Genomic DNA, 22905 nt, shown 5'->3' on the forward strand with positions numbered 1-22905 from the left:
AAGATCCGCCGATGATCACTAGACAACGGCTGGCGGCGGGCGCGGGCGCCCTGCTCGCCGCCCTGGCCCTGGGCGGCCTCGTACCGGCCGGGAGCGCGGTCGCCGCCGACGAGCCCGCCGGGGACAAGCCCGCCCCCAAGGTCGAACTCGTCCTGGACGTCAGCGGATCCATGCGCGCCCGCGACATCGACGGCGACTCCCGGATGGCCGCGGCGAAGCAGGCGTTCAACGAGGTCCTCGACGCCACACCCGAGGAGGTGCAGCTCGGCATACGCACGCTGGGCGCCAACTACCCGGGTGACGACCGCAAGACGGGCTGCAAGGACACCGAACAGCTCTACCCCGTCGGCCCGTTGGACCGCACCGACGCGAAGACGGCCGTCGCGACGCTCAGCCCCACCGGCTGGACCCCGATCGGCCCGGCCCTGCTGAAGGCCGCCGGGGACCTGGACACCGGCGAGAGCGGCGGCACCCGCCGCATCGTCCTGATCAGCGACGGCGAGGACACCTGCCAGCCCCTCGACCCGTGCGAGGTGGCGCGCGAGATCGCCGCCAAGGGCATCGGCCTCACCATCGACACGCTCGGCCTGGTGGCGGACGCCAAGACCCGCGCGCAGCTGTCCTGCATCGCCGACGCCACCGGCGGCACGTACACCTCGGTCCGGCACAAGGAGGAACTCACCGACCGTGTCGGCCAGTTGGTCGACCGGGCGGCCGATCCCGTGGTCACGCCCGTCGCCGTCGAGGGGGCCGCGCGGTGCGCGGCCGCGCCCGCGCTGAAGCCGGGGCTCTACACGGACCGGGAGAAGTTCGGCGAGCACCGGTACTACCGCGTGGACGTGGAGCCGGGCAAGGAGCTGCGGGCCTCGGTGAGCGTCGCGGCCGACCGTGCCGTCGACCGTGACTACGGCGTCCTGTTGCGCGCCGTCACCACGCACGGCCGCGAGATCGTACGCGGCCAGGAGGCCGGGGACGGGCGCACCGACGTCATCTCGACCGGGCTGCGCTATCCGAAGCCCGAGGCCGACGGGGACGGTGACGGTGACGGTGCGGACGGGGCGCAGGCCGAGACGGTCTGCCTGCAGGTCTCCAACTCCTACTCCGCGCCCGCCTCGGTGAAGGCCACCCCGGGCCTGCCCGTCGAGCTGACCGTCGACGTGGTGGACGGTCCCGGCGCGGCGTCCGACGTGGCGGCGTTCGGGCTCGGCCACGGCTGGTGGCTGCTGGCCGCGCTCGTCGTGGTGGGCTTCCTCGCGGGCGTGCTGTGGGGCTGGATCTCGCGCTGGCGCGTGACGGTATGGAGGACCAACTGATGCGACGCACAAGGCTGTTCTTCGCGGGTGTGGTGCTGGCCCTGACGACGTTGACGGCGGCCGGCTGGCCCGCCGCCGCCGACAATGACGACGGTGCGCGCAAGGCGCCGACCGAGGCGGGTACGTCGTTCCGGACCGCCACGGCGGTCGAGCAGGGGCAGAAGGCGACGGCGAGCGCCTCGACCGGCGACTACCTGTACTGGGCGTTCCCGGCCGACCAGGGGCAGCGGCCGACGGTGCGGGCCACGGTCGAACTGCCCGGGGCGCAGGCCCGGCACGGCGCCCAGACCTGGCGGATCGACGTGTACGACGGGCTGCGCCGCCGTCAGTCCTGCATGTACGGGACGCAGGCCCGCACGGTCGCCGCCGATGCCGCGCGCGTCGGGCTCGCGTGCACGCTGCGTACGGTGCGGGCCTGGGACGAGCCGTGGGGGAACGACCCGCTGCCCGGCACGTACTACGTCCGGCTGACGGTGACCGGGCTGGCCGGGGCCGATCTCGGGCTGCCGGTCTCGGCGTCGGTGGAGGCCGCCTCCAAGGACATGGGGGGCGCGGCGGCGGTCGACGGCTCGCTCTCCGCGCCGCTGGTGCCGGGGACGGCCGGCACCACGGACGACCACGACTGGGCCTCCGGCTGGTGGAGCAGCCGGTGGGTGTGGACGGGGCTGGGGGCGGTGCTCGCCGCGCTGGCGGGGATCGGCGGTTACACCCTGACCCGCCGCGCGTCTCCGACGGTCTAGCGGCTCCCAGGAACCCGGGGTACGCCCACGCCTGTGACGGCGTCGGGCGTACCCCGCCAGGGGCGCGGAGCCCCTTCGGCGCGCGGCCCACGGGGCTCCGCCCCGGACCCCGCTCCTCAATCGCCGGAGGGGCTTGATATGCCCTGAGCAGCGGCGGGGCTCGCCCTCCAGGGGCGCGGGGAACTGCGCGCCCAGCCACGACGCACGCGCACCCGCGAACGCGACCTGACGCTCCTCAATCGCCCAAGGGGCTTGACGTGAGCGCATTGGCCAGGGAGCCGGTTCCGGTCAGCTGGGCGTGGCCCGCGCGCACCGCCGCCACGAAGCCCAGCTCGCCCCGCGCCACCGCACCCCCCACCTCCGCGTCGAGCGTCACCCGCGCATCGGGCTCGCCCTCGTAGCGCCCGTCCCCGTACCGGGGGGCCTCCTCACCTACCAACACGTAGAACTCGCCCTCGTCGAGGCGGACTTCGAGCACCCCGGCTTCGCCGAGTTCCGCCAGCTCGCGCAGCACCGGCAGGGCCAGCCAGTGCGCCCGCACCGCGTCCGTGGGCCGCCGCTCCCCGAGCGCGGGCGCGCCCCACTCCCCCAGCGCCTGGAGCACGGGCAGCAACTCCCGGCCGCGCGGCGTGAGTTCGTACACGGAGACGGACGCGGGGGCCGCCAGCCTGCGCCGCGCGACGAGGCCGTCCCGCTCCATGTCCTTGAGCCGCGTGGCCAGCATGTCCGTGCTGACCCCGGGCAGGTCGGCGTGGAGGTCGGTGTAGCGGCGCGGCCCCCCGAGGAGTTCGCGGACGATCAGGAGCGTCCAGCGGTCCCCGACGGCGTCGAGGGCGCGGGCGGCGGCGCAGTACTGGTCGTAGCTTCGGCGTGGCATGACGGGCAGTCTATGCAATCCGTTGGACTTTCCAAGCTCCCACTTGGTAAAACCAAGTAACAAGAGTCACGGAGTACGCACCGCACCACGTCACCTGGTCCGCCTGGAGGGCACGCGCATGGAGTTCCGGCAGTCGAGCAAGCTGAGCGAGGTCTGCTACGAGATCCGCGGCCCGGTGATCGCGCACGCGAACGCCCTGGAGGAGGCGGGCCACAGCGTCCTGCGCCTGAACACGGGCAACCCCGCGCTCTTCGGCTTCGAGGCGCCGGAGGAGATCGTCCAGGACATGATCCGGATGCTCCCGCAGGCCCACGGCTACACGGACTCGCGCGGCATCCTCTCCGCCCGGCGCGCGGTCGCCCAGCGCTATCAGAGCCTCGGCCTGGACGTCGGCGTGGACGACGTCTTCCTCGGCAACGGCGTCTCCGAACTCGTCACGATGGCGGTGCAGGCGCTGCTGGAGGACGGCGACGAAGTCCTGATCCCCGCCCCCGACTTCCCCCTGTGGACGGCCGTCACCACGCTCTCCGGCGGCAAGGCCGTGCACTACCTCTGCGACGAGCAGTCGGACTGGTACCCGGACCTCCAGGACATGGCGGCGAAGATCACCGACCGCACCCGGGCCGTCGTGATCATCAACCCGAACAACCCCACGGGCGCCGTCTACCCGAAGGAGGTCGTCGAGGGCGTCCTCGACCTCGCGCGCCGGCACGGCCTGATGGTCTTCGCCGACGAGATCTACGACCAGATCCTCTACGACGACGCGGTCCACCACAGCGCCGCCGCCCTCGCCCCCGACCTCGTCGTCCTCACCTTCTGCGGCCTCTCCAAGACGTACCGCGTCGCGGGCTTCCGCTCCGGCTGGCTGGTGGTGACGGGCCCGCAGCAGCACGCGAAGAGCTACCTGGAGGGGCTGACGATGCTCGCCTCCATGCGGCTGTGCCCGAACGCGCCCGCGCAGTACGCCATCCAGGCCGCCCTCGGCGGCCGCCAGTCGATCCGCGAACTCACCCGTCCCGGCGGCCGGTTGCACGAACAGCGCGACAAGGCGTGGGAGAAGCTGAACGAGATCCCCGGCGTCAGCTGCGTCAAACCGAAGGGCGCCCTGTACGCCTTCCCGCGCATCGACCCGAAGGTCCACCCGATCGCCGACGACGAGAAGTTCGTCCTCGACCTGCTGCTGCGCGAGAAGATCCAGGTCGTACAGGGCACCGGCTTCAACTGGCCCCGGCCCGACCACTTCCGCATCCTCACCCTCCCGTACGCTGACGATCTCGACGCCGCCATCAGCCGCATCGGCCGCTTCCTGAGCGGCTACCGGCAGTGAGGCGGACGCCCCGCCGGCCCGACAGGAGAGTCCGTGAGCGCCTGCGCCAGCTGCGCGTATCCGAGCCACACCCAGTTCGCCTCGCCGGAGCTGGTCGGCGCGATCGTCTCGGGCCGCTTCGACCGGTCGCGGGACCCGGCCTGGCGCGCGTCGGGCGCGGCGACGGTGGAGGATTACGCGCGCTGGTGCGGGCACCTGTGCGGCGCCACCTGCCTGCGCATGGCCCTCGGTGACGCAGCGCCCTCGCTCTTCGAACTGCGGGACGGCGCCCTGAAGTCCGGCGCCTACACCGTGGACGCCGACGGCGAGATCCACGGGATGATCTACGCCCCCGCCGCCGCGTACCTGCGCGAGGCGCACGGCGTCGACGCGGAGGTGCACCGCGAGCTGACGACCGGCGGGATCGGGGAGCTGCTCGACGCGGGGCGGCTCGTCATCGCCTCCGTGCACTACGCGATCCGCCGCCCCGACGAGCCGGCGCCCGGGCGCGGCGGCCACCTCGTCCTGGTCACCTCGCGCACCCCGGACGGTCTTGGCCTCCACTTCCACAACCCGTCGGGCACGGACGCATCGACGCGCACGGCGGAGCTGCCGGTACGGCGGTTCGGCGCGTACTTCGCGGGCCGGGGCCTGTCGCTGGCGCCGGCCGCGGGGGCGTAGGTGGACGCGGCGCTCATCGCGGTGCTCGGCACCCTGCTCGGCTCGGTCGTCACGCACTACTTCCAGGGGCGGGCGACGGTGCGCGGCGCCGAGCTGGCCCGCGCGGAGCAGCTGCGCCAGGAACGCATCGCGAGTTACAGCGGCTTCGCGAGCGCGCTCTTCGACTACCGGCGCAGCCAGAACGACCGCTGGTTCCGCGCTCAGGAACAACCCGGCACGCGCGAGGCGGAGTCGGCGCGGTTCGCCTCGTACGAGGCGCGTATCGCCGCGCGGCAGGCGCTGGCGATGGTGCAACTGGTGTGTGACGTGCCGCGGTTGCGGCAGCTGGCCGAGGCCGCCTTCGAGTCGGCCAACTGCCTGCACGAGGCGGTGGACGAGCAGGACCGCGACCGGCGCTCGCAGCGCTGCAAGCAAGCCCTGACGGCCTTCGTGGAGGCGGCGGCGCCGAGCGTGCAGTAGCGGGCGGTCAGCCGTCGCCGAGCACGGAGGACAGGGCCGTGACGGGGTCGGGGCCCGGCTCGCCCCGGGGCCACCAGTCCTCGCGGCCCGGGTCCGACTCGTACCCGTACCACCAGCCGTCGCGGCCGAGGCGCAGCTGCACGGAGGCCGTCGACAGGTGGTTGCGGCGGGGGCGGAACTCCGGGTGGCCGGTGGCGAGAAGGGCCGGGCGGGCGCGGTCGAAGGGGCCGGCCGGGGGGTCCCACTCCTCTTCCAGGACGGCGAGTCCCGCGAGGGCGCCCTGCCGCCAGGCCGCGACCGCGCGGGCGAGGTCGGCGGGGGTGCGGCCGGTGCCGCGGGCCAGGGAGGCGTAGAGCGCGCGGGTGGCGGCGGTGAGGCCCGAGCCGGGGTGGGCGGCGGCCAGCCGCACGGCGTCCTGCCAGGGGGTGAGGCCGCCGGTCGGGTCGGCTCCCGTGGTCAGCAGGGCGTGCGCGCGCATCCCCGCCTCCGTGGCCAGCAGGTCGAGGGCGAGCGGGTCGGGGGCGCCGGGGGCCTGGGGGTAGGACGGCGGGCGCCCGGGGTGGGCGGGCGGCGCGAACTCCGGTGGCAGCTGCGGCAGTCGACCGGTCCGGGCGAACGCGTCCCGCGCGGTGACCGCGTCGAGGCCGGGCGCCGCGGCGGTGGTCCGCTCCCGCGCGGTGTGCGCCGCGTTGCGCCGGGTGAGGGCGGCCAACAGCTCCTGCTCGCCGCGCCCGCGCAGCAGGAACAGGACGAAGGGGTCCTCGTCGACGAGCCGCGCCGTCTGGTAGCAGAGCGCCGCGGCGTGCTTGCACGGGTCCGCACGGTCCGGGCAGGTGCAGTCGGGGACGAGGTCGTCGACCGCGGGCAGCAGGTCGACGGCGGCGGCGAGCGCGTGCGGCACGTCCTTGTCGAGCAGGGACGCCAGGTGCTCGGGGCGGGCCGCGGCCGTCTCCGCGAAGTGCTCCCACTCCTCTTCCGAGAGGGTGCGCAGCCGCAGGTCCGCGCGGTAGGGGCGGGGCCGCGAGCCGTGCACGTACGCGGTGACGCGGCCCGGCGTGACGGTGATGGCGTCGACGTGGCCGCGGTCGGCGTAGGCCCGGCCGCGCGCGAGGCGGGCCGGGTCGAGGGCGGTGTCCTCCAGGGCCTCCACCCAGGCGTTCCCCCACCAGGTCAGGGCGGCGCCGACGCCCGGGGCGGCGCGCGGCAGCAGCGGCGGGAACGTGCGGCGGGTGTCGGTGTGCCGGGCCTGTGCCCGCTCGGTGGCGCCGGCCCGCCCCGGGACGTGCGCGGCGTGCGGTCCGCCACGGGCAGGGCTCATGCCGGCTCCCTGCGCAGGGAGACCAGGTCGGTCAGCTCCCGGTCGGTCAGCTCGGTGAGCGCCGCCTCGCCGGAGCCGAGCACGGCGTCGGCCAGGGCCCGCTTCGCCGCGAGCAGTCCGGCGATCTTGTCCTCGACCGTGCCCTCGGTGATGAGGCGGTGCACCTGGACGGGCTGGGTCTGGCCGATGCGGTACGCGCGGTCCGTGGCCTGCTCCTCGACCGCCGGGTTCCACCAGCGGTCGAAGTGGACGACATGGCCCGCGCGCGTGAGGTTCAGGCCGGTGCCCGCGGCCTTCAGGGACAGCAGGAAGACGGGGACCTCGCCGGCCTGGAAGCGGTCCACCATGCGCTCGCGCTCGGCGACCGGGGTGCCGCCGTGCAGCAACTGCGTGGGGATGGAGCGGGTCGCCAGATGGGTGGCGAGGAGCCGGGCCATCGACACGTACTGGGTGAAGACGAGGACCGAGTTCTGCTCGGCGACGATGGTGTCGAGCAGCTCGTCGAGGAGGGCGAGCTTGCCCGAGCGGCCCGCGAGCCGCACCCGCCCGCCCTCGGCCTCGCCTTCCTTCAGGTACTGCGCGGGGTGGTTGCAGATCTGCTTGAGCGAGGTGAGCAGCTTCATGACGAGCCCCCGGCGCCCGATGCCCTCGGCGGCCTCGATGACCGCCATGGACTCGCGCACCACTGCCTCGTAGAGCGACGCCTGCTCCCGGGTGAGGGGCGCCGGGTGGTCGGACTCCGTCTTGGGCGGCAGCTCGGGCACGATGCCCGGGTCGGACTTCTTGCGGCGCAGGATGAAGGGGCGCACCAGGCGGGCGAGGCGCTCGGTCGCCTCGGGATCGTGCAGCGGCCCCTCGCCCTCCACGGCCCGCGCGTGCCGGGCGCGGAAGGCCTTCAGCGGGCCCAGCAGGCCGGGTGTCGTCCAGTCGAGCAGGGCCCACAGCTCGGACAGGTTGTTCTCGACAGGGGTGCCGGTGAGCGCCACGCGCGCGGGGGCGTCGATGGTGCGCAGGGCCTTCGCCGTCGCCGAGTTCGGGTTCTTCACGTGCTGCGCCTCGTCGGCGACGACCAAGCCCCAGGCCGTGCCCGCGAGTTCGGCGGCGCGGCTGCGCAGCGTGCCGTACGTGGTGAGGACGAAGCCGCCGTCGTCGCCGTGCAGGGTGCGGTCGGCGCCGTGGAAGCGGCGGACGGGGACGCCGGGGGCGAACCGGCCGATCTCCCGCTGCCAGTTCCCCAGCAGGGAGGCGGGGCAGACGACCAGGGTGGGCGCCGGGCGGTTCCTGCGCAGGTGCAGGGCGATGAGGGTGACCGTCTTGCCGAGCCCCATGTCGTCGGCGAGGCAGCCGCCGAGCCCCAGCGACGTCATGAGGTCGAGCCAGGCCAGTCCGCGCAGCTGGTAGTCGCGGAGCGTGGCGTGCAGGCCGGCGGGGGGCTCCACGGTGTCGATGCCGCGGGTGAGCCGGTCGCGCAGCTCGGCGAGGCGGCCGCTGGGCACGGCCGCGACGCGCTCCCCGTCGACGTCGGCCTCCCCGGTGAGCGCGACGGCCAGCGCGTCGGCCGGCTGGAGCAGGCCCAGCTCCCGCTTGCGCGCCTTGCGGACGAGGTCGGGGTCGACGACGACCCACTGGTCGCGCAGCCGGACCACGGCGCGGTGCGATTCGGCGAGCCGATCCATCTCGTGCTCGGTCAGCGGGTCCCCGTCGAGCGCCAGCTGCCAGTTGAACTTGAGTAGTTCGTCGCTGTCGAAGAACGTGGTGCCGTCGGTGGCGGAGCCGGGGGCGGCCTGCGCGCGCACGACGGCCGTCGCGGTGAGCGAGCGGGCCAGCTCCCGCGGCCAGTGCACGGTGACGCCGGCCGCGGCGAGGCGGGCCGCGCCCGGCCCGAGCAGGTCGGTCAGCTCGGCCTCGGAGAGCGCGAGCACGTCCGGCACGTCCTGCTCCAGGAGGCGGCCGAGCGGCGGCCAGGCGACGACGGCGCGGCGCACGGCGAGGATCGCGTCGATCCGGGCGCGCGGCCCGAAGTGGTCGGAGGCGTCACCGGCCCACAGGTGCGCGGCGTCCACCACGCGCGTGGGGTCGGCGAGGCTGTGGACCTGGACGACGGCGGCACCGGCGCGGCGCGTGCCCGGGTCGTCGGCCGCCCCGCTCTGCTCGGCGGCGTCGAAGAGCAGCTGCTGCGCGAGGTCGAGCCGCAGGGAGACCCGCACCCCCGTGTCGAGCCCGGCCGCCGCCTCGACGGCCCAGGGGCGCGCGTGCGGGAGGTGCTGGGGGGCGACGGCGGCGAACGGGGCGCCCGCCGCGTGGGCCGCGGCCGGGGTGCGGGGCAGGGTGTCGGCCACCGCGTCCAGGAAGGCGCGGACCAGGGCCCCCGGCTCGGGCAGCCGGAGCGGGCGGCTGCCGGGGACCGGGGTCGCGTACCCCTCGACGGGCAGGGCGGCGGCGACAGCCCGCACCTGGGCGACGTCGTCGGCGTCCAGCGGGCCGGCCCGCCACGCGTCGAGGTCGTCGGCGGTGAGGCCGGGCAGCAGCCGGCCGCGGGCCACCAGGTGCAGGGCGTGCACGGCGGCGGCGCCCCAGGCGGCCGCGGCGGGGTGGGCGCCGGGGGTGCGGCGGGCCCGGACGAGCAGCGGCAGCGCCCCGGCGACCGGCAGCACGAACGCGGGCACCTCGCGGCTGCGCACGCCCGTGCCGTGCGGGCGCACGACCGTCAGCGTCGCGTCGGCGCCGGGCAGGGCCGCGCCGTCCGGCGCCCAGAACGCGATCTTGCCCTCTCGCGGCAGGGCGGCGGGCAGGAAGACGGCGGCGGCGCCGAGGACGACACCGGACAGCTCCGGCACGCTCGTGACACCTCCCCTCTGCGCTCGCTCGGCCCGGACTCGGTGGGACCGCCTCGAACCTTACGGGCCGGGTCCGACAATCCCCGGTCCGCGGGGCGCCGCGCGGGCCCCGCGGACGGCTGCGGCGCAGGTCGGCGGGGTCGGGGCGGGGAGCCCCGTGTACCGTTCGTTCCACAATGTTCCCGTCCCGTACCGACCTCAGAACAGGCGTGAACCGTGGGTGATCTGCTCCTCGTCCGGCACGGTGAGACCGAATGGGCGCTGACCGGTCAGCACACCGGCCTCACCGACATCCCGCTGACCGAGAACGGCCGCGAGGAGGCGCGCAGGGTCGCGCCCCTCGTCGGCAGCTACCACGTCGGTGCCGTCTTCGTGAGCCCGCTCGGCCGGGCCCGGGAGACCGCCGAGCTGGCCGGTCTGCACCGCTTCACCGTCGATCCCGACCTGCGGGAGTGGGACTACGGCGCCTACGAGGGCGTGACGACGCGGGAGATCCAGCGCACCCGCCCGAACTGGTACCTCTTCGACGACGGGGTGCCGCCCGGGCCGCCCGAGCATCCGGGCGAGACCCCGGAGGAGGTGGGCGAGCGGGCCGACCGGATGCTCGACAAGGTCGACGCGGCGCTCGCCAACAACGAGGGCAGCGTCGTCCTCGTCTCGCACAGCCACTTCCTGCGGGTGCTCACCGCCCGCCGCCTCGGCCTGCCGCCGTCGGGCGGCTCGCACTTCCTGCTGGCGACCGGCACGGTGAGCCGGCTCAGCACGGAGCACGGCCGGCCGGTGGTCTCCGGCTGGAACCTGCGTCCGTCGAGCGGCTGACGCCGACCGGCCTGCGGCGCTCGGGCGGTTCGGCGGCCGGGCCGCGTTGTCAGTGGCGTCGTGCACCATCGTCGGCAGGAGGTGCGCCATGACCCGACCGCCGACCGCCGCGCAGCGGCGCATCATCGACGCCGCCGACCCGCAGACGGGCCGGATCAGCGGCGGCGCCGCCCAGCTGGCGCGGCTCGTCGCGCTGAAGCTGGCGTTCCGCCATCCGCGGCCGCCGCACGAGCACTTCCTGACCCCGGCCGGGCACCGCGTCCGCGAGGCGCCGCCGGAAGCCGCCGCACCGGCACCGGGCGGGGTGGTACCCCCGCCGCCCTCGGCGCCCTCCTCCACGGGTGTGTTCACCGCGCGGCTCGGCGGCGAGCCGGGGCCCGTCTCCTCCCCGGCCAGGACCCGTGAGGTCCGTACGGCGTGGCAGGGGCTGCTGGAGATACGCCGCATGACCTCGCCGGACGGCGCGACCGACCGGCCCTGCGCCTGGGAGCGCGGCCGTCTCGCGCACGCGGCGGCGCTCGCCCTGGAGGCCGCGGGCTGCCCGCCCGCGAGCACGACGGAGCCCGGGTACCGCGTGACCGAGACCCCGCAGCCCGAGGCGGTCGCGGTCCACGACCCGGACCCCACGGCCCGCACGGCCTGCGCGACGGCGCTCCGGCAGGCGGGCTGGCAGGTCAGCGAGCACGCGAGGCCGCGCGGCGACCGCTACCTGTTGGCCTCACCGAGACGGGCGTAGCACCACGACCCGCCGATCCGGCCTGCGCGGATCGGGTGTCAGGCGTCGGGCGACCAGCCGCGTCGCCCGACCGGTGCCCGGCGGGCGGGCACGCCACCCGCCCCTCCGCCCGACCGGACGGGCGGCACCCGTTCGGCGCCCCGGCCGACCCGGCGGCCGGGTCCAGCCACCCGCCGTTCACGTGGGCCACCCCCTCCCGTCCGCGCGGCGTCACGCGCCGCGTCGCGGGAGAGGGTATGCACTCACCATGCCCTTGGCCCGCCGTACGTTCCTGACCGCGCTCACCGGATCGGCGCTGGTGTCCTGCGCGGACGCCGCCGCCGGGCGGGAGGACGCCGCCCCGCCCGCCCCGGACGCCGCGGCGGCCGCCGCGCGCCGTCTGCTCGGCCGCCACGCGGAGCAGCTGGTCTTCACGCCGCTGCCGGACGCGGGCGAGCGTTTCCGGGTGGACGGGGAGCCCGGCCGCGTACGGATCGCGGGCAGCTCCCCCGCCGTTCAACTCATGGGTCTGCGCCACTACTTGAAGCACGTGGCACACGCCAACATCTCCTGGGCGGGCGAGCAGCTGAACCTGCCCGAGCGGCTGCCCGCCCCGCCGCACCCGCTCACCGGCAGCGCGCACGTGCCGCACCGCTTCGTCCTGAACGACACCAACGACGGGTACACGGGGGCGTACCACGACTGGGCGTACTGGGAGCGGGAGCTGGACGTGCTCGCCCTGCACGGGTTCAACGAGGTGCTCGTGTACACCGGCGCGGACGCGCTGTACCACCGGGTGCTGCGCCGCTTCGGCTACGGCGAGGAGGAGCTGCGCGAGTGGATCCCGGCCCCCGGGCACCAGCCGTGGTGGCTGCTGCAGAACATGGCGGGCCCGGTGGGCGGCCCGGTGCCGGCCGGCCTGCTCGCGCGGCGCGCCCGCCTCGGGCGCCGGATCGCCGACCGGGTCAGGGAGCTGGGGATGAAGCCGGTCCTGCCCGGCTACTTCGGCACGGTGCCGCCGGGGTTCGCGGACCGCAACGCCGGCGCGCACGTGGTGACGCAGGGTGAGTGGTACGGGTACCGGCGGCCGGACTGGCTCGATCCGCGCGGCCCGCACTTCGCCCGGGTGGCGGCCGAGTTCTACCGGACGCAGGCGGAGATGTTCGGCCCGGCGGAGCTGTTCAAGATGGATCTGCTGCACGAGGGCGGCAAGGCGGGTGACGTGCCGGTCCCCGACGCGGCGCGCGGCGTCGAGAGGGCGCTGCGCGCGGCGCACCCGCAGGCGCTGTGGGTGATCCTGGGCTGGCGCCGCAACCCGCCGAAGGCGATCGTGGACGCCGTCGACAAGACCCGCATGCTCGTCGTCGACGGCATCTCGGACCACTACCCGACGGTGACGGACCGTGACGCGGACTGGGACGGCACCCCGTACGCCTTCGGCTCCATCTGGAACTTCGGCGGCCATACGACGCTGGGCGCCAACACCCCGGACTGGGCCCGGCTCTACGAGCAGTGGCGGACGCGGCGGGGCGGAGCGCTGCGCGGCACCGCGCTCATGCCGGAGGCCGCCGACAACAACCCGGCGGCGTTCGACCTCTTCGCCGAACTCGCGTGGCGGACAGGAGAGTTGGACCTGGCGGAGTGGTTCGAGGAGTGGTCCGTCGCGCGGTACGGCGGGCGCGATCCCGAGGCCGTGGCGGCCTGGGAGGTCCTGCGGCGCACCGCGTACGGCACGACCCGCGAGGACGGCTGGGGCGAGGGCGCGGACGGCCTGTTCGGGGCGCGGCCCGCCCTGACGGCCCGGTCCGCGGCCTCCTGGTCGCCGAAGCAACTGCGCTACGACGCGGCCGAGTTCGAGTCGGCCCTCGACCACCTGCTGGCCGTGCGTCCGGCGCTGCGCACCTCGTCGGCGTACCGTCGCGACCTCCTCGACGTGGCGCGCCAGGCCCTCTCCAACCGCAGCCGCGCCCTCCTCCCCCGCATCAAGGAGGCGTACGAGTCCAAGGACGCGGCCGGTCTCGACGGGCTGAGCGGTGAGTGGCTCACCGCGATGGATCTGCTGGAGCGGCTGCTGGCGACCGACGCCGGCCATCTGCTGGGCCGCTGGGTGGCGGACGCGCGGGCCTGGGGCGCGAGCGAGGCGGAGCGCGACCGGCTGGCGTACGACCAGCTGTCCCTGGTGACGTCGTGGGGGACGCGCGCGGGGGCCGACGCGGGGTTGCACGACTACGCGAACCGGGAGTGGGCCGGGCTCGTCGGCGGGCTCTACCGCACCCGCTGGGCGACGTACTTCGCGGAACTGCGCGCCGCTCTCGACGCGGGCCGGGCGCCGCGTCCGACGGACTGGTTCGCCCTGGAGGACGCCTGGGTCCGCGACCCGGGCGAACTGCGCACCCGCCCCACCGGAGACACGTACGCCGTCGCGGTCCAGGTCCGCGCCCACCTGAACGGAGCCTGAGGGCCGCCCGTCCGGGGCCGTCGTCCCGCTCGCCCGGGGCCGTCGCCGCGCGTCCCAGGGAATCGTTTCGGCACCTCTTGTGGCGAATCGTTTCCCCAAGCGTCCAACACCGCGTCCACCAAGGCGACTTGACGGGTATACGTCATCCGCAATTTCTGGTAGGAAACCTTCCTAACAGTCGACGGCGTGACCTCTCCGCCGGCGGAACGACGAACTCCCCTTTGGAGGAACCGTGTCCACCCCCCGCATACACCCCTCCCGTCGCAGCCTCCTCGCCTTCCTCGGCGCCTCCGTCGTCGCGGCGCCCCTGCTCTCCGCCCAGCTCGCCGGCGCCGCGCCCGCCGCCTCGGCCGCGAGCGGGCTCGACGACCCGGCGAAGAAGGAGATCGCCATGAAGCTGGTGTCGAGCGCGGAGAACTCCTCGCTCGACTGGAAGGCCCAGTACGGCTACATCGAGGACATCGGTGACGGCCGCGGCTACACCGCCGGGATCATCGGCTTCTGCTCCGGCACCCACGACATGCTCGACCTCGTCGAGCTGTACACCCAGCGCAAGCCCGGCAACGTCCTCGCGAAGTACCTGCCCGCTCTGCGCGACGTCGACGGCAGCGACTCGCACGCCGGGCTCGACCCCAACTACCCGCGCGACTGGGCGAAGGCGGCGCAGGACTCCGTCTTCCAGCAGGCGCAGAACGACGAGCGCGACCGCGTCTACTTCAACCCGGCGGTCAGCCAGGGCAAGGCCGACGGCGTCGGCACGCTCGGCCAGTTCACGTACTACGACGCGATCGTGATGCACGGCGACGGCTCCGACCCCACCAGCTTCCGCGGCATCCGCAAGCGCGCGCTCGGCAAGGCGAAGCCGCCCGCCCAGGGCGGCTCCGAGGTCACCTGGCTCAACGCCTTCCTGGACGCGCGGGTGTGGGCCATGCGCCAGGAGGAGGCCCACAGCGACACCAGCCGCGTCGACACCGCGCAGCGCGTCTTCCTGAAGGCGGGCAACCTGAACCTGAACCCGCCGCTGGACTGGAAGGTCTACGGGGACAGCTACCACATCGGGTGAGCCGGAACCCCGTGCGGCGGCCCGCCCGGAGTGGACGCACTCCGGGCGGGCCGCCACCCGCGCTTCCGTCCGCTCCCGTCAGTGCACCGACGCCGCCGAGGCGCCCGTCCGCTGTTCGACGATGGCGCCGCCCGACTCCATCGGGGAGGTGACGTCGTCCGCGTCGCGGTGGCGTCCGATGTGGTTGAAGACGAGGTTCAGGAGCACGGCGGCGACGCACCCGGTGGAGATGCCCGAGTCCAGGATGATCTTCGCGGTGTCCGGGAACGCGTGGTAGAACTCCGGGGCCGCGATCGGGATCAGGCCGACGGCGAGCGAGACCGCGACGATGAGGACGTTGTTGTCCTTCTCCAGGTTGGCCTTGACCAGCGTCTGGATGCCGCTGGCCGCGACCGAGCCGAACAGGACGACGCCCGCGCCGCCGAGCACCGGGCGCGGCACGACCGCGATCAGCGAGGCCGCCACCGGGCACAGGCCCATCAGGACGAGGAACGCGCCGCCGGTCGCCACCACGTACCGGCTGCGGATCTTCGTCATCGCCACGAGCCCGATGTTCTGGGCGAACGCGCTGCACATGAAGCCGTTGAAGAGCGGGCTGACCGCCGTGCCGAGGGTGTCGGCGCGCAGCCCGGCCGCGATCGTCTTCTCGTCGGCCGGGCGGTCGACGATCTCGCCGAGCGCGAGCATGTCGGCGGTCGACTCGGTCATCGAGACGACCATGACGACGCAGAGCGAGACGATGGCCGCGCCCGCGAACTGCGGGGCGCCGAAGTGGAACGGGGTCGGGAAGCCGACGATGTCCGCGTCGCCGATCGGCGAGAAGTCCGTGACGCCGAACGGGATCGCGACGACCGTGCCGATGACCAGGCCGAGCAGGACCGCGATCTGCTTGACGAACCCGGTCGTGAACCGGCGCAGCAGCAGCACGATGACGAGGGTGGCGCCGGCCAGGGCCAGGTTCTTCATCGAGCCGTAGTCCGACGCCTTGGTGTCGGGCCCTTGCGCCCAGCCGAACGCGACGGGCATCAGCGAGATGCCGATGAGGGTGATGACCGTGCCGGTGACGACCGGCGGGAAGAAGCGGATCGCCTTGGAGAAGAAGGGCGCCGCGATGAATCCGAGGACGCCCGCGACGATCACCGCGCCGAAGATGATCGGCAGCGCGTCGTCCTTGTCCTTCGTCGAGTCGACGACGGCGAGCATCGGGGCCACGCCCGCGAACGTCACGCCGTTCACGAAGGGCAGTCTGGCGCCGATCTTCCAGATCCCGAGGGTCTGGAGGAAGGTGGCGAGGCCTGCCGTGAACAGACAGGCGCCGGTGAGGAAGGTGAGTTCCTTCGCCGAGAGGCCTATGTAGGCGCCGACTATGAGCGGGGGCGCGACCACACCCGCGTACATCGCCGCCACGTGCTGCAACCCCGTCGTCGCCATCTTCAGCGGGGGCAGCGTCTCGTCTACCGGATGTTTGGTATGCCCCGCCGGGACCTCGTCGGGGGTGGTGCCTTGCTTGGTGAACCTGGGCTGCGTCGCCACGTCGGCTCCTCCGGTTGTTTTCCAGCCCCGGCACGCCGCCGGCACTTTTCGCTTCTGGGAGGTGGTGCAAGGTCGTGCTGCCGTGCTCGATATGAAGTTGTTCCGCGCCCAGGTAGGAGTGACCGCCCCGGGAACGTGAAGCTTTGGGCCACGTTCCGGGGCGGCACCCGAGCAGCCCGCTCGGCTGCTCGGGTCCGGCCGGGGACCGTCCTCCCCGGCCGGCGTTCTCGGGTGTCTCAGCCCTGCGCGGCGATCCGCGCGAGCCGCTGCGCCTCGTCCCGCGTGGAGCGGGCGACGGCGTCCTCGTCGACGTGCAGGAGGCGGCTGTTCTCCACCACCGGCGCGCCGTTGACGAGGGAGAGGGTGACCGGTGCGGCCGCGCCGAAGACGAGCGCGGTCACCGGGTCGGCGATCGAGGAGTGCGCCAGGGTGTCCAGCTTCCACAGCACGAGGTCGGCGAGCTTGCCGGCCTCCAGGGAGCCGATCTGGCTCGCCCGGCCGAGGACCTGCGCGCCGCCGTACGTGCCCAGGCGCAGCGCCTGGCGGGCGTTGAGCGCGGCCTCGCGGTGGGCGCCGAGGCGGTTGATGAGCAGGGCGTTGCGCAGTTCGGTGTGGAGTTCGCCGGACTCGTTCGAGGCGGTGCCGTCGACGCCGAGGCCGACCGGGACACCGGCGGCGAGCATGTCGGGGACGCGGGCGATGCCGGCCGCGAGCCGCGCGTTGGAGGACGGGCAGTGCGCCACGCCCGTCTTCGTGCGGCCGAACGCGGCGATGTCGGAGTCGTTCATGTGGACGCTGTGCGCCATCCACACGTCCTCGCCGAGCCAGCCCGTCGACTCGAAGTAGTCGGTGGGGCCCATGCCGAACAGCTCGTGGCAGAACTGCTCCTCCTCGACCGTCTCGCTGCCGTGGGTGTGCAGCCGCACCCCGAGTCGGCGCGCCAACTCGGCGCCCTGCTTGAGGAGTTCGGTGGAGACGGAGAACGGGGAGCAGGGGGCCACGGCCACCTGCGTCATCGCGTCGAAGGAGTCGTCGTGGTGCTTCTTGACGGTCTCCTCGGTCGCGGCGAGCGCGCCCTCCAGGGTCTCGACGGCGAAGTCCGGCGGCAGGCCGCCGTCCTTCTCGCTGCGGTCCATGGAGCCGCGGGCCAGGGTGAAGCGCACGCCCATCTCGGAGGCGGCCCGGATGATCGACCCGGAGAGGTCGCCGGAGCCCTGCGGGAAGACGTAGTGATGGTCCATGGCGGTGGTGACGCCGCCGCGCACCATCACGGCGAGGGAGCCCTGCGCCGCCGCGTACGTCATCCGCTCGTCGATCCGCGCCCACGTCGGGTACAGCGTCTTCAGCCAGTTGAAGAGGTTGTGGTCGGTGGCGAGGCCGCGGGTGATCCACTGGTAGAAGTGGTGGTGGGTGTTGACGAGTCCGGGCGTGGCGAGGTGGCCGGTGCCGTCGACCCGGCGGACCACGTTCTCCAGGCCCTCGGGAGCCTTGCCGGCGCCGATGGACTCGATCCTGTTGCCCGCCACGACGATGTGGCCCGAGGCGTACTCGGTGTCGTCCGCGTCGACCGTCGCGATGGCGACGTTCTCGATGACGATGCGGTCGGTGGCGCTGTTTGCCGTAGAAGCTGCCATGGTGCTTCCTTCATTCATGAGTGGCGATTGCTGGGCACGGCAGGACCCTAGGTGGATTTGAGTGCCGCAGCCGCGCCGGCGCTGCTACGGGTGCCGAGATGGTGGAAGAACAGGTTCAGCGTGACGGCGACGAGCGCGCCCGCGCTGATGCCGGAGCCGAGCACGGTCTGCGCCCAGGCCGGGAAGTCGGCGTAGAAGGTGGGTGCGGCGAGCGGGATGATGCCCGCGCCGAGCGAGACGGCCACCAGGATGATGTTGGAGCTGTCGTCCAGGCCCGCCTCGGAGAGGGTGCGGATGCCGCTGACGGCGATGGAGCCGAAGAGGACGATGCCCGCGCCGCCGAGGACCGGCATGGGGACCAGGGAGACGACCGCGCCGAGCATCGGGAAGACGCCGAGGATCAGCAGGGCGCCGCCCGCCACCGCGACGACGTAGCGGCTGCGCACCTTGGTCAGCGAGACGACGCCGACGTTCTGGGCGAAGGCGGAGGTCGGGAAGCCGCCGAAGACCGGGCCGAGGAAGGTGGCGATGCCGTCGGTGCGCAGGCCGCGGGTGATGGTCCGCCCGGAGGTCTCGCGGTCGCAGATCTCGCCGATGGCGAGCATGCCGGCCGAGGACTCGGTCATCAGGACGAGCATCACGAGGCAGAGCGAGACGATCGCGGCGGGCTGGAACTGCGGTGCGCCGAAGGCGAAGGGGGTGGGCAGCGCGGCGACGGGCGCGGAGCCGAGGGCGCTGAAGTCGGCCATGCCGAACGGGATCGCGGCCAGCGTGCCGATCAACAGGCCGAACAGCAGGGCGACTTGCTTGACGAAGCCCTTGCCGAAGCGCTGGATCAGCAGGATGACGACGAGGGTGAAGCCGGCGAGTGCGAGGAAGCGCATGTCGCCGTAGTCGGCGGAGGTGGCGTCGCCGCCCTGGGCCCAGCCGACGGGGACGGGCATCAGGGTCACGCCGATGAGGGTGATGACGACGCCGGTGACCAGCGGCGGGAAGAAGCGCAGCAGCCGTCCGAAGAAGGGGCCGATGGCGAGGCAGAAGACGCCCGCGACCATCACCGCCCCGTAGATGGCGGGGAGTTGGTCGCCCGAGGCGTTGGTCTCGGCGATGGCGAGCATCGGTGCGATGCCCGCGGAGGAGGCGGCGTTGACGAAGGGCAGCCGGTTGCCGACGAAGCCCTTGACGCCGAGTGTCTGGAGCAGTGTGGCCAGGCCCGCGATGAGCAGGGACGCGGCGATCAGCCGGGTCCGGCCCGCGGTGTCCAGGTGGACGGCCTGGCCGATGATGAGCGGAGGGGTGACGACGCCCGCGTACATGGCGGCGATGTGCTGGAGAGCGGCGGGGACGAGCCGCGAGACGTGGAGCTTTTCGTCCACCGGGTGCACCGGGTCGGCGCTGCCCTGTGGGCCGGACGATGTAGAACACGGGCTCTCGGCTTCAGCCGGCCCCTTTGCTGGCACTGCCATTGCGTTGTTCCCTCCGGTGCGGCGCACCCCCGCCGACCGGGGTGGACGGGGGTGCGCTGTCGCGTCCGATTACGCCTGGGGGCGTCAGAGGTTGGTCATGTCGACCGGGATGCGCTGCTCGGCGCCGTCCCGCAGGATGGTGGCCTCGATCAGGCCGTAGGGGCGGTCGGCGGCGAGGTACACGGCGCCGTCCTTCGCCTCGTTGTCCAGGCCGAAGGGCGACAGGTCCTGGCGGAAGTGGTGCTTGTTCGGCGCGGAGAAGCGGATCTCGTCGATCTCGCTGCGGTTGTTGATGACGCGCGAACCCATCTGGTACAGCGTCTGCTGGAGCGAGAGCGAGTACGTCTCCACGAAGGCCTGGAGGATGTGCTTCTTGGCCTGCGCGTAGGACTTCTCCCACTGCGGCATGCGCTGCTCGTCGGAGGTCCAGTTGTGCCGCCACCAGGTGGACAGCGACGTCGCGAGGATACGGTCGTAGTCCTCCTTGAGCGTCGTGTACTTGTCCTTGATGTAGCCCCAGAACTCGGAGTTCGTGGTGTTCATCACGGTCAAGTCCTTGAGCCCCGACAGGACTTCGAACTTCTCGCCGTCGTACGTGATCTGCGCGAGCCGCGTCTCCTGGCCCTTGCGGACGAAGGAGTGCTGGACCTCGTCGGCACCGATGAAGTTGGAGCCCGCGTCGGAGCCGGCGATCCGCTCCCAGCTGTACTCCTCGATGCGGATGCGGGCCCGGTGGATGGGCTCCTGGCTGTCGACGAAGTGGCGGGCGAGGTGGATGCCGTACTGCTCCACCGAGTCGATGCCGTATTCCTTGGCGAAGGCGAAGCAGGTGTTCTTCGTGGTGTCGGTCGGCAGGCAGTGGGCGTTCGACCCGTTGTAGTGCACGTCGTCGAGGTCACCGCTGAGGGCGACCGAGACGTTCACGTCCTTGATGTGGTGGGTGTCGCCGTCCCGCGTAATCTTGACGACGCGGTTCTCTGCTTTGCCGTACTGGTTCTGGCCGAGAATCGTGGGCATGTCTGCTAGCTCCCTCGGTAAACGGAGTAGCCGAACGGGTTGAGCAGCAGCGGCACGTGGTAGTGCTCGCCCGGCGTGACGGCGAACGTGATCGCCACCTCCGGGAAGAACGCTCCGGTCGTGACGCTGTCCCGATTCGCGGGGGCGTCCTGCTGCGCATCGGCTTGCTTCTTGTCGAAATACGCTTCCGTCTCGAAGTCGAGACGGACGTGGGTGGTTCCCTCCGGCAGGGCCGGCAGGTCCTTGCAGCGCCCGTCCGCGTCGGTGGCGGAGCCACCGAGCGCCACCCAGGCGGCGCCCGAACCGGCGCGGGCCGCGAGGGAGATGGCGACGCCCCCGGCGGGGCGTCCGATGCTGGTGTCCAGGATGTGGGTGGACACCGACGCGGTCGTCTCGGTGCTCATGAGGCGTTGTCCCCTTCTTCTGCGGCTACGAGGCGGGTGAGGCGGATGCGGTTGATCTTGCCCAGTTCGGTGCGGACGATCTCCCGCTCCTGCTCGGCGGTGTTGCCGATGCGTGCCTTGAGCGCGCCGAGCATCTGCTCCGCGCTCGCCCCGGTGGCGCAGATCAGGAAGACATGCCCGAACCGGTCCTGGTAGGCCAGGTTCTGTTCGAGCATCTCCGCCTTGAGCTCCTCGGAGGCCCCCGCCATGCCGCGCTGTTCACGCGACGAGGTCGGGTCGCCGGGCTTCGGGCGGCCGATCGGCGGATGCCCCGCCATCGCCTCGGTGAGGTCCTCTGCGGTCAGTTCGGCCGTCGCGGCGTCACTGGCACGGAAGAGGGACTCGGCAGTGGCGAAGGGGCGCTGGGCGACGATCTTCTGCCCCCACGCCGATGAAGCACACACCTCGTGGAGCTCGGCCAGGGCCGCGCTCTCGTCCGAGGTGTTGAACCGGGTGAGTCCCGGTGTCGTTCCTGAAGTCACGGGATGCCTCCGTGGCCTTGTGCTGGACGGGCTGCGGATAGCTAACGCCCTCGGAAACACTGCGTCAACACTTTGTTGAAAACTTGGAACGACAAAAACCGCCGTCCGGTATCCGGACGACGGTTCGTGGCACCGGGGATTCCCCCAGGTCAGGTGGCTTTCTCGCGGTTCAGGTAGTTGTACACGGTGAAGCGGGAGACACCCAGTGCTCCGGCGACGGTTTCCACGCCGTGGCGCACGGAGAACGCGCCGCGCGCCTCCAGGAGCCGGACCGCCTCCTGCTTCTCCTTGCGGTCGAGCTCGGCGAGGGGCCGGCCCGCCGTGCGCTCCATGGCGGCCAGCAGGTGATCGAGCGAGTCGGCCAGCTGCGGCAGCCGGACGGCGATGATCTCGGCCCCCTCCCAGCTCAGCACGATGTCGTCCTTGGCCGCCTCGCTCGGCGGCAGCATCTCGGCCCCCATGGCGTCGACGAGCGGCTTGACCGCCCGGACGAAGGGCTCGTCCCCCAGAGCGGTCACTTATCGCCCTCCCCCACCACGTTGACCTGGAGCGAGACCCGGGTGGCGCCCGCTTCGAGGGCCTGGCGCAGCAGCGCGTCGACCGCGGTGAGCACCCGGCCGGCCTCCCCCTCGGCGGTGTTGCCGAACGGGCCGACGTCGACCGCGTCCAGGTCGGCCCCCTGGACGACCTCGCGCGCGACGACCGCGTGCGGCGGCGCCTCGTCAAGGTCGAAGGGCTCGGTCGTGAACTCCACTCTCAATCGCACGGGCTCAACCTAACGCCGAACGTGCTTTTTCCGGCAGCCCCTCTTGACAGCTCCGTCAGGTCAGAGGCAACCTTCCATCAAGCAGAAACGAACTTCCGCAATACGGAACTAATACGGAAGGGAGCGCCGACCTCGTGGGATTCGCAGACCAGCGCTTCAACGTCAACCTGTCGATCCTCTTCACGGAACTCCCGCTCCTGGAGCGTCCCGCGGCCGCCGCCGCGGCCGGCTTCACCGCGGTCGAGCTGTGGTGGCCCTGGGTCGACGCCCCCACCCCCGCGCAGTCCGAGCTGGACGCCCTGCGCGACGCCATCAAGGACGCGGGTGTCCAGCTGACCGGCCTGAACTTCTACGCCGGGCAGCTGCCCGGCCCCGACCGGGGCGCCCTGTCGGTCCCCGGCGAGGAGAGCGAGAAGTTCCGCGCCAACCTCGACGTCGCCGCCGACTTCGCGCACTCGCTCGGCTGCAAGGCCCTGAACGCGCTGTACGGCAACCGCGTCGACGGCGTGGACCCGGCGGTCCAGGACGACCTCGCCCTGGAGAACCTGGTGCTCGCGGCCCGCGCCGCCGACCGTGTCGGCGCCGTGCTCCTCATCGAGGCTCTCAACAAGCCCGAGTCGCCGGCCTGCCCGATCGTGAGCGCCCCCAAGGCCATCGAGATCGTGGACAAGGTGAACGCGGCGACCGGTCTCGGCAACGCCAAGTTCCTCATGGACCTGTACCACCTGTCGATGAACGGCGAGGACCTCCAGCAGGTCATCAGCGCCTACACCGACAAGACCGCGCACGTGCAGATCGCCGACAACCCGGGCCGTGGCGCCCCGGGCACCGGCTCCCTGCCGCTGGAGGAGCTGCTCGACCAGCTCACGAAGGCCGGCTACGAGGGCTACGTGGGCCTGGAGTACAAGCCCGGGGACGCCCCGAGCGCCGAGTCCTTCGGCTGGCTGCCGCACGAGGCCCGCGCCGCGCGGAACTGAA

At 73.0% G+C, this 22905-nt stretch carries 21 protein-coding genes; 10 read left to right on the forward strand and 11 right to left on the reverse strand.

Translation table 11 applies throughout. The features are described from left to right. Positions 1-11: 11 nt before the first annotated feature. Together ACIBW6_RS08395 and ACIBW6_RS08400 are read left to right on the forward strand one after the other, a co-directional pair. Complete coding sequence (locus ACIBW6_RS08395; protein ID WP_399058046.1) at positions 12-1313, forward strand: VWA domain-containing protein; 1302 nt, start codon at positions 12-14, stop codon at positions 1311-1313. Then, the gene (locus ACIBW6_RS08400; RefSeq protein WP_399058048.1) at positions 1313-2053 is read left to right on the forward strand and encodes a hypothetical protein; all 741 of its coding nucleotides are present in this window, start codon (positions 1313-1315) and stop codon (positions 2051-2053) included. The genes ACIBW6_RS08395 and ACIBW6_RS08400 overlap by 1 nt, the downstream gene beginning before the upstream one ends. Before the next feature lie 235 nt (positions 2054-2288). Here the strand turns inward: ACIBW6_RS08400 and ACIBW6_RS08405 are convergent, their stop codons facing one another. Further along, the gene (locus ACIBW6_RS08405; protein WP_399058050.1) at positions 2289-2930 is read right to left on the reverse strand and encodes a winged helix-turn-helix transcriptional regulator; all 642 of its coding nucleotides are present in this window, start codon (positions 2928-2930) and stop codon (positions 2289-2291) included. 118 nt (positions 2931-3048) lie between these two features. Here ACIBW6_RS08405 and ACIBW6_RS08410 point away from each other — a divergent pair, with 118 nt between their 5' ends. The 3 genes from ACIBW6_RS08410 to ACIBW6_RS08420 are packed head-to-tail and all read left to right on the forward strand — an operon-like array spanning position 3049 to position 5376. Then, positions 3049-4257 (forward strand): pyridoxal phosphate-dependent aminotransferase, encoded by a 1209-nt coding sequence (locus ACIBW6_RS08410; RefSeq protein ID WP_399058052.1) that lies wholly within the window; start codon positions 3049-3051, stop codon positions 4255-4257. A 33-nt stretch (positions 4258-4290) separates the two neighbouring features. Then, positions 4291-4917: a peptidase gene (locus ACIBW6_RS08415; protein ID WP_399058054.1), complete on the forward strand. Its 627-nt coding sequence runs from the start codon at positions 4291-4293 to the stop codon at positions 4915-4917. Next, the gene (locus ACIBW6_RS08420; RefSeq protein ID WP_399058056.1) at positions 4918-5376 is read left to right on the forward strand and encodes a hypothetical protein; all 459 of its coding nucleotides are present in this window, start codon (positions 4918-4920) and stop codon (positions 5374-5376) included. Between the two features lie 7 nt (positions 5377-5383). Here ACIBW6_RS08420 and ACIBW6_RS08425 read toward each other — a convergent pair whose 3' ends face one another. Beyond that, positions 5384-6694 (reverse strand): SWIM zinc finger family protein, encoded by a 1311-nt coding sequence (locus tag ACIBW6_RS08425; RefSeq protein WP_399058058.1) that lies wholly within the window; start codon positions 6692-6694, stop codon positions 5384-5386. After that, entirely contained in the window at positions 6691-9531 is a 2841-nt protein-coding gene (locus ACIBW6_RS08430) for a DEAD/DEAH box helicase (protein WP_399058060.1), read from the reverse strand. Before ACIBW6_RS08430 ends, ACIBW6_RS08425 begins: the two co-directional genes overlap by 4 nt. 216 nt (positions 9532-9747) lie before the next feature. Here ACIBW6_RS08430 and ACIBW6_RS08435 point away from each other — a divergent pair, with 216 nt between their 5' ends. The 4 genes from ACIBW6_RS08435 to ACIBW6_RS08450 all read left to right on the forward strand — a co-directional run bounded on the left by ACIBW6_RS08435 (position 9748) and on the right by ACIBW6_RS08450 (position 14586). Then, positions 9748-10350: a histidine phosphatase family protein gene (locus ACIBW6_RS08435; protein ID WP_399058062.1), complete on the forward strand. Its 603-nt coding sequence runs from the start codon at positions 9748-9750 to the stop codon at positions 10348-10350. An 88-nt stretch (positions 10351-10438) separates the two neighbouring features. Beyond that, complete coding sequence (locus ACIBW6_RS08440) at positions 10439-11086, forward strand: hypothetical protein (RefSeq protein ID WP_399058064.1); 648 nt, start codon at positions 10439-10441, stop codon at positions 11084-11086. 247 nt (positions 11087-11333) lie between these two features. Then, the gene (locus tag ACIBW6_RS08445; protein WP_399058066.1) at positions 11334-13523 is read left to right on the forward strand and encodes an alpha-N-acetylglucosaminidase; all 2190 of its coding nucleotides are present in this window, start codon (positions 11334-11336) and stop codon (positions 13521-13523) included. 232 nt (positions 13524-13755) lie between these two features. Then, positions 13756-14586: a chitosanase gene (locus tag ACIBW6_RS08450; RefSeq protein ID WP_399058068.1), complete on the forward strand. Its 831-nt coding sequence runs from the start codon at positions 13756-13758 to the stop codon at positions 14584-14586. 78 nt (positions 14587-14664) lie between these two features. On the opposite strand, the gene ACIBW6_RS08455 is transcribed toward ACIBW6_RS08450, so the two are convergent. The 8 genes from ACIBW6_RS08455 to ACIBW6_RS08490 form a co-directional block, all read right to left on the reverse strand. After that, positions 14665-16119: a nucleobase:cation symporter-2 family protein gene (locus tag ACIBW6_RS08455; RefSeq protein WP_399058070.1), complete on the reverse strand. Its 1455-nt coding sequence runs from the start codon at positions 16117-16119 to the stop codon at positions 14665-14667. A 236-nt stretch (positions 16120-16355) separates the two neighbouring features. Further along, positions 16356-17753 carry an 8-oxoguanine deaminase gene (locus ACIBW6_RS08460; RefSeq protein ID WP_399058072.1) on the reverse strand — a complete coding sequence of 466 codons (1398 nt, stop codon included), beginning with the start codon at positions 17751-17753 and terminating at the stop codon, positions 16356-16358. 47 nt (positions 17754-17800) lie between these two features. Next, a complete protein-coding gene (locus ACIBW6_RS08465) occupies positions 17801-19219 on the reverse strand; it encodes a nucleobase:cation symporter-2 family protein (RefSeq protein ID WP_399058074.1) in 1419 nt (472 codons plus the stop codon). Between the two features lie 84 nt (positions 19220-19303). Then, positions 19304-20236 carry a factor-independent urate hydroxylase gene (pucL, locus tag ACIBW6_RS08470; RefSeq protein ID WP_399058076.1) on the reverse strand — a complete coding sequence of 311 codons (933 nt, stop codon included), beginning with the start codon at positions 20234-20236 and terminating at the stop codon, positions 19304-19306. 5 nt (positions 20237-20241) lie between these two features. Next, positions 20242-20640, reverse strand: coding sequence for a hydroxyisourate hydrolase (uraH, locus tag ACIBW6_RS08475; RefSeq protein WP_399058078.1), 399 nt, complete (start codon positions 20638-20640; stop codon positions 20242-20244). Further along, positions 20637-21161 carry a 2-oxo-4-hydroxy-4-carboxy-5-ureidoimidazoline decarboxylase gene (gene uraD / locus ACIBW6_RS08480; protein ID WP_399058080.1) on the reverse strand — a complete coding sequence of 175 codons (525 nt, stop codon included), beginning with the start codon at positions 21159-21161 and terminating at the stop codon, positions 20637-20639. Before uraD ends, uraH begins: the two co-directional genes overlap by 4 nt. A gap of 149 nt (positions 21162-21310) precedes the next feature. After that, positions 21311-21679, reverse strand: a complete 369-nt coding sequence (locus ACIBW6_RS08485) for a helix-turn-helix domain-containing protein (protein WP_399058082.1) — start codon at positions 21677-21679, stop codon at positions 21311-21313. After that, a complete protein-coding gene (locus ACIBW6_RS08490) occupies positions 21676-21927 on the reverse strand; it encodes a hypothetical protein (protein ID WP_356494500.1) in 252 nt (83 codons plus the stop codon). The genes ACIBW6_RS08485 and ACIBW6_RS08490 overlap by 4 nt, the downstream gene beginning before the upstream one ends. Before the next feature lie 134 nt (positions 21928-22061). Between ACIBW6_RS08490 and ACIBW6_RS08495 the strand changes: the two genes are divergently transcribed. After that, on the forward strand, positions 22062-22904 hold the full coding sequence (locus ACIBW6_RS08495) for a TIM barrel protein (protein ID WP_399058085.1): 843 nt from the start codon (positions 22062-22064) through the stop codon (positions 22902-22904). Position 22905: the final 1 nt, after the last annotated feature.

Source organism: Streptomyces sp. NPDC049813 (assembly GCF_044465085.1).
Classification (GTDB): Bacteria; Actinomycetota; Actinomycetes; order Streptomycetales; family Streptomycetaceae; genus Streptomyces.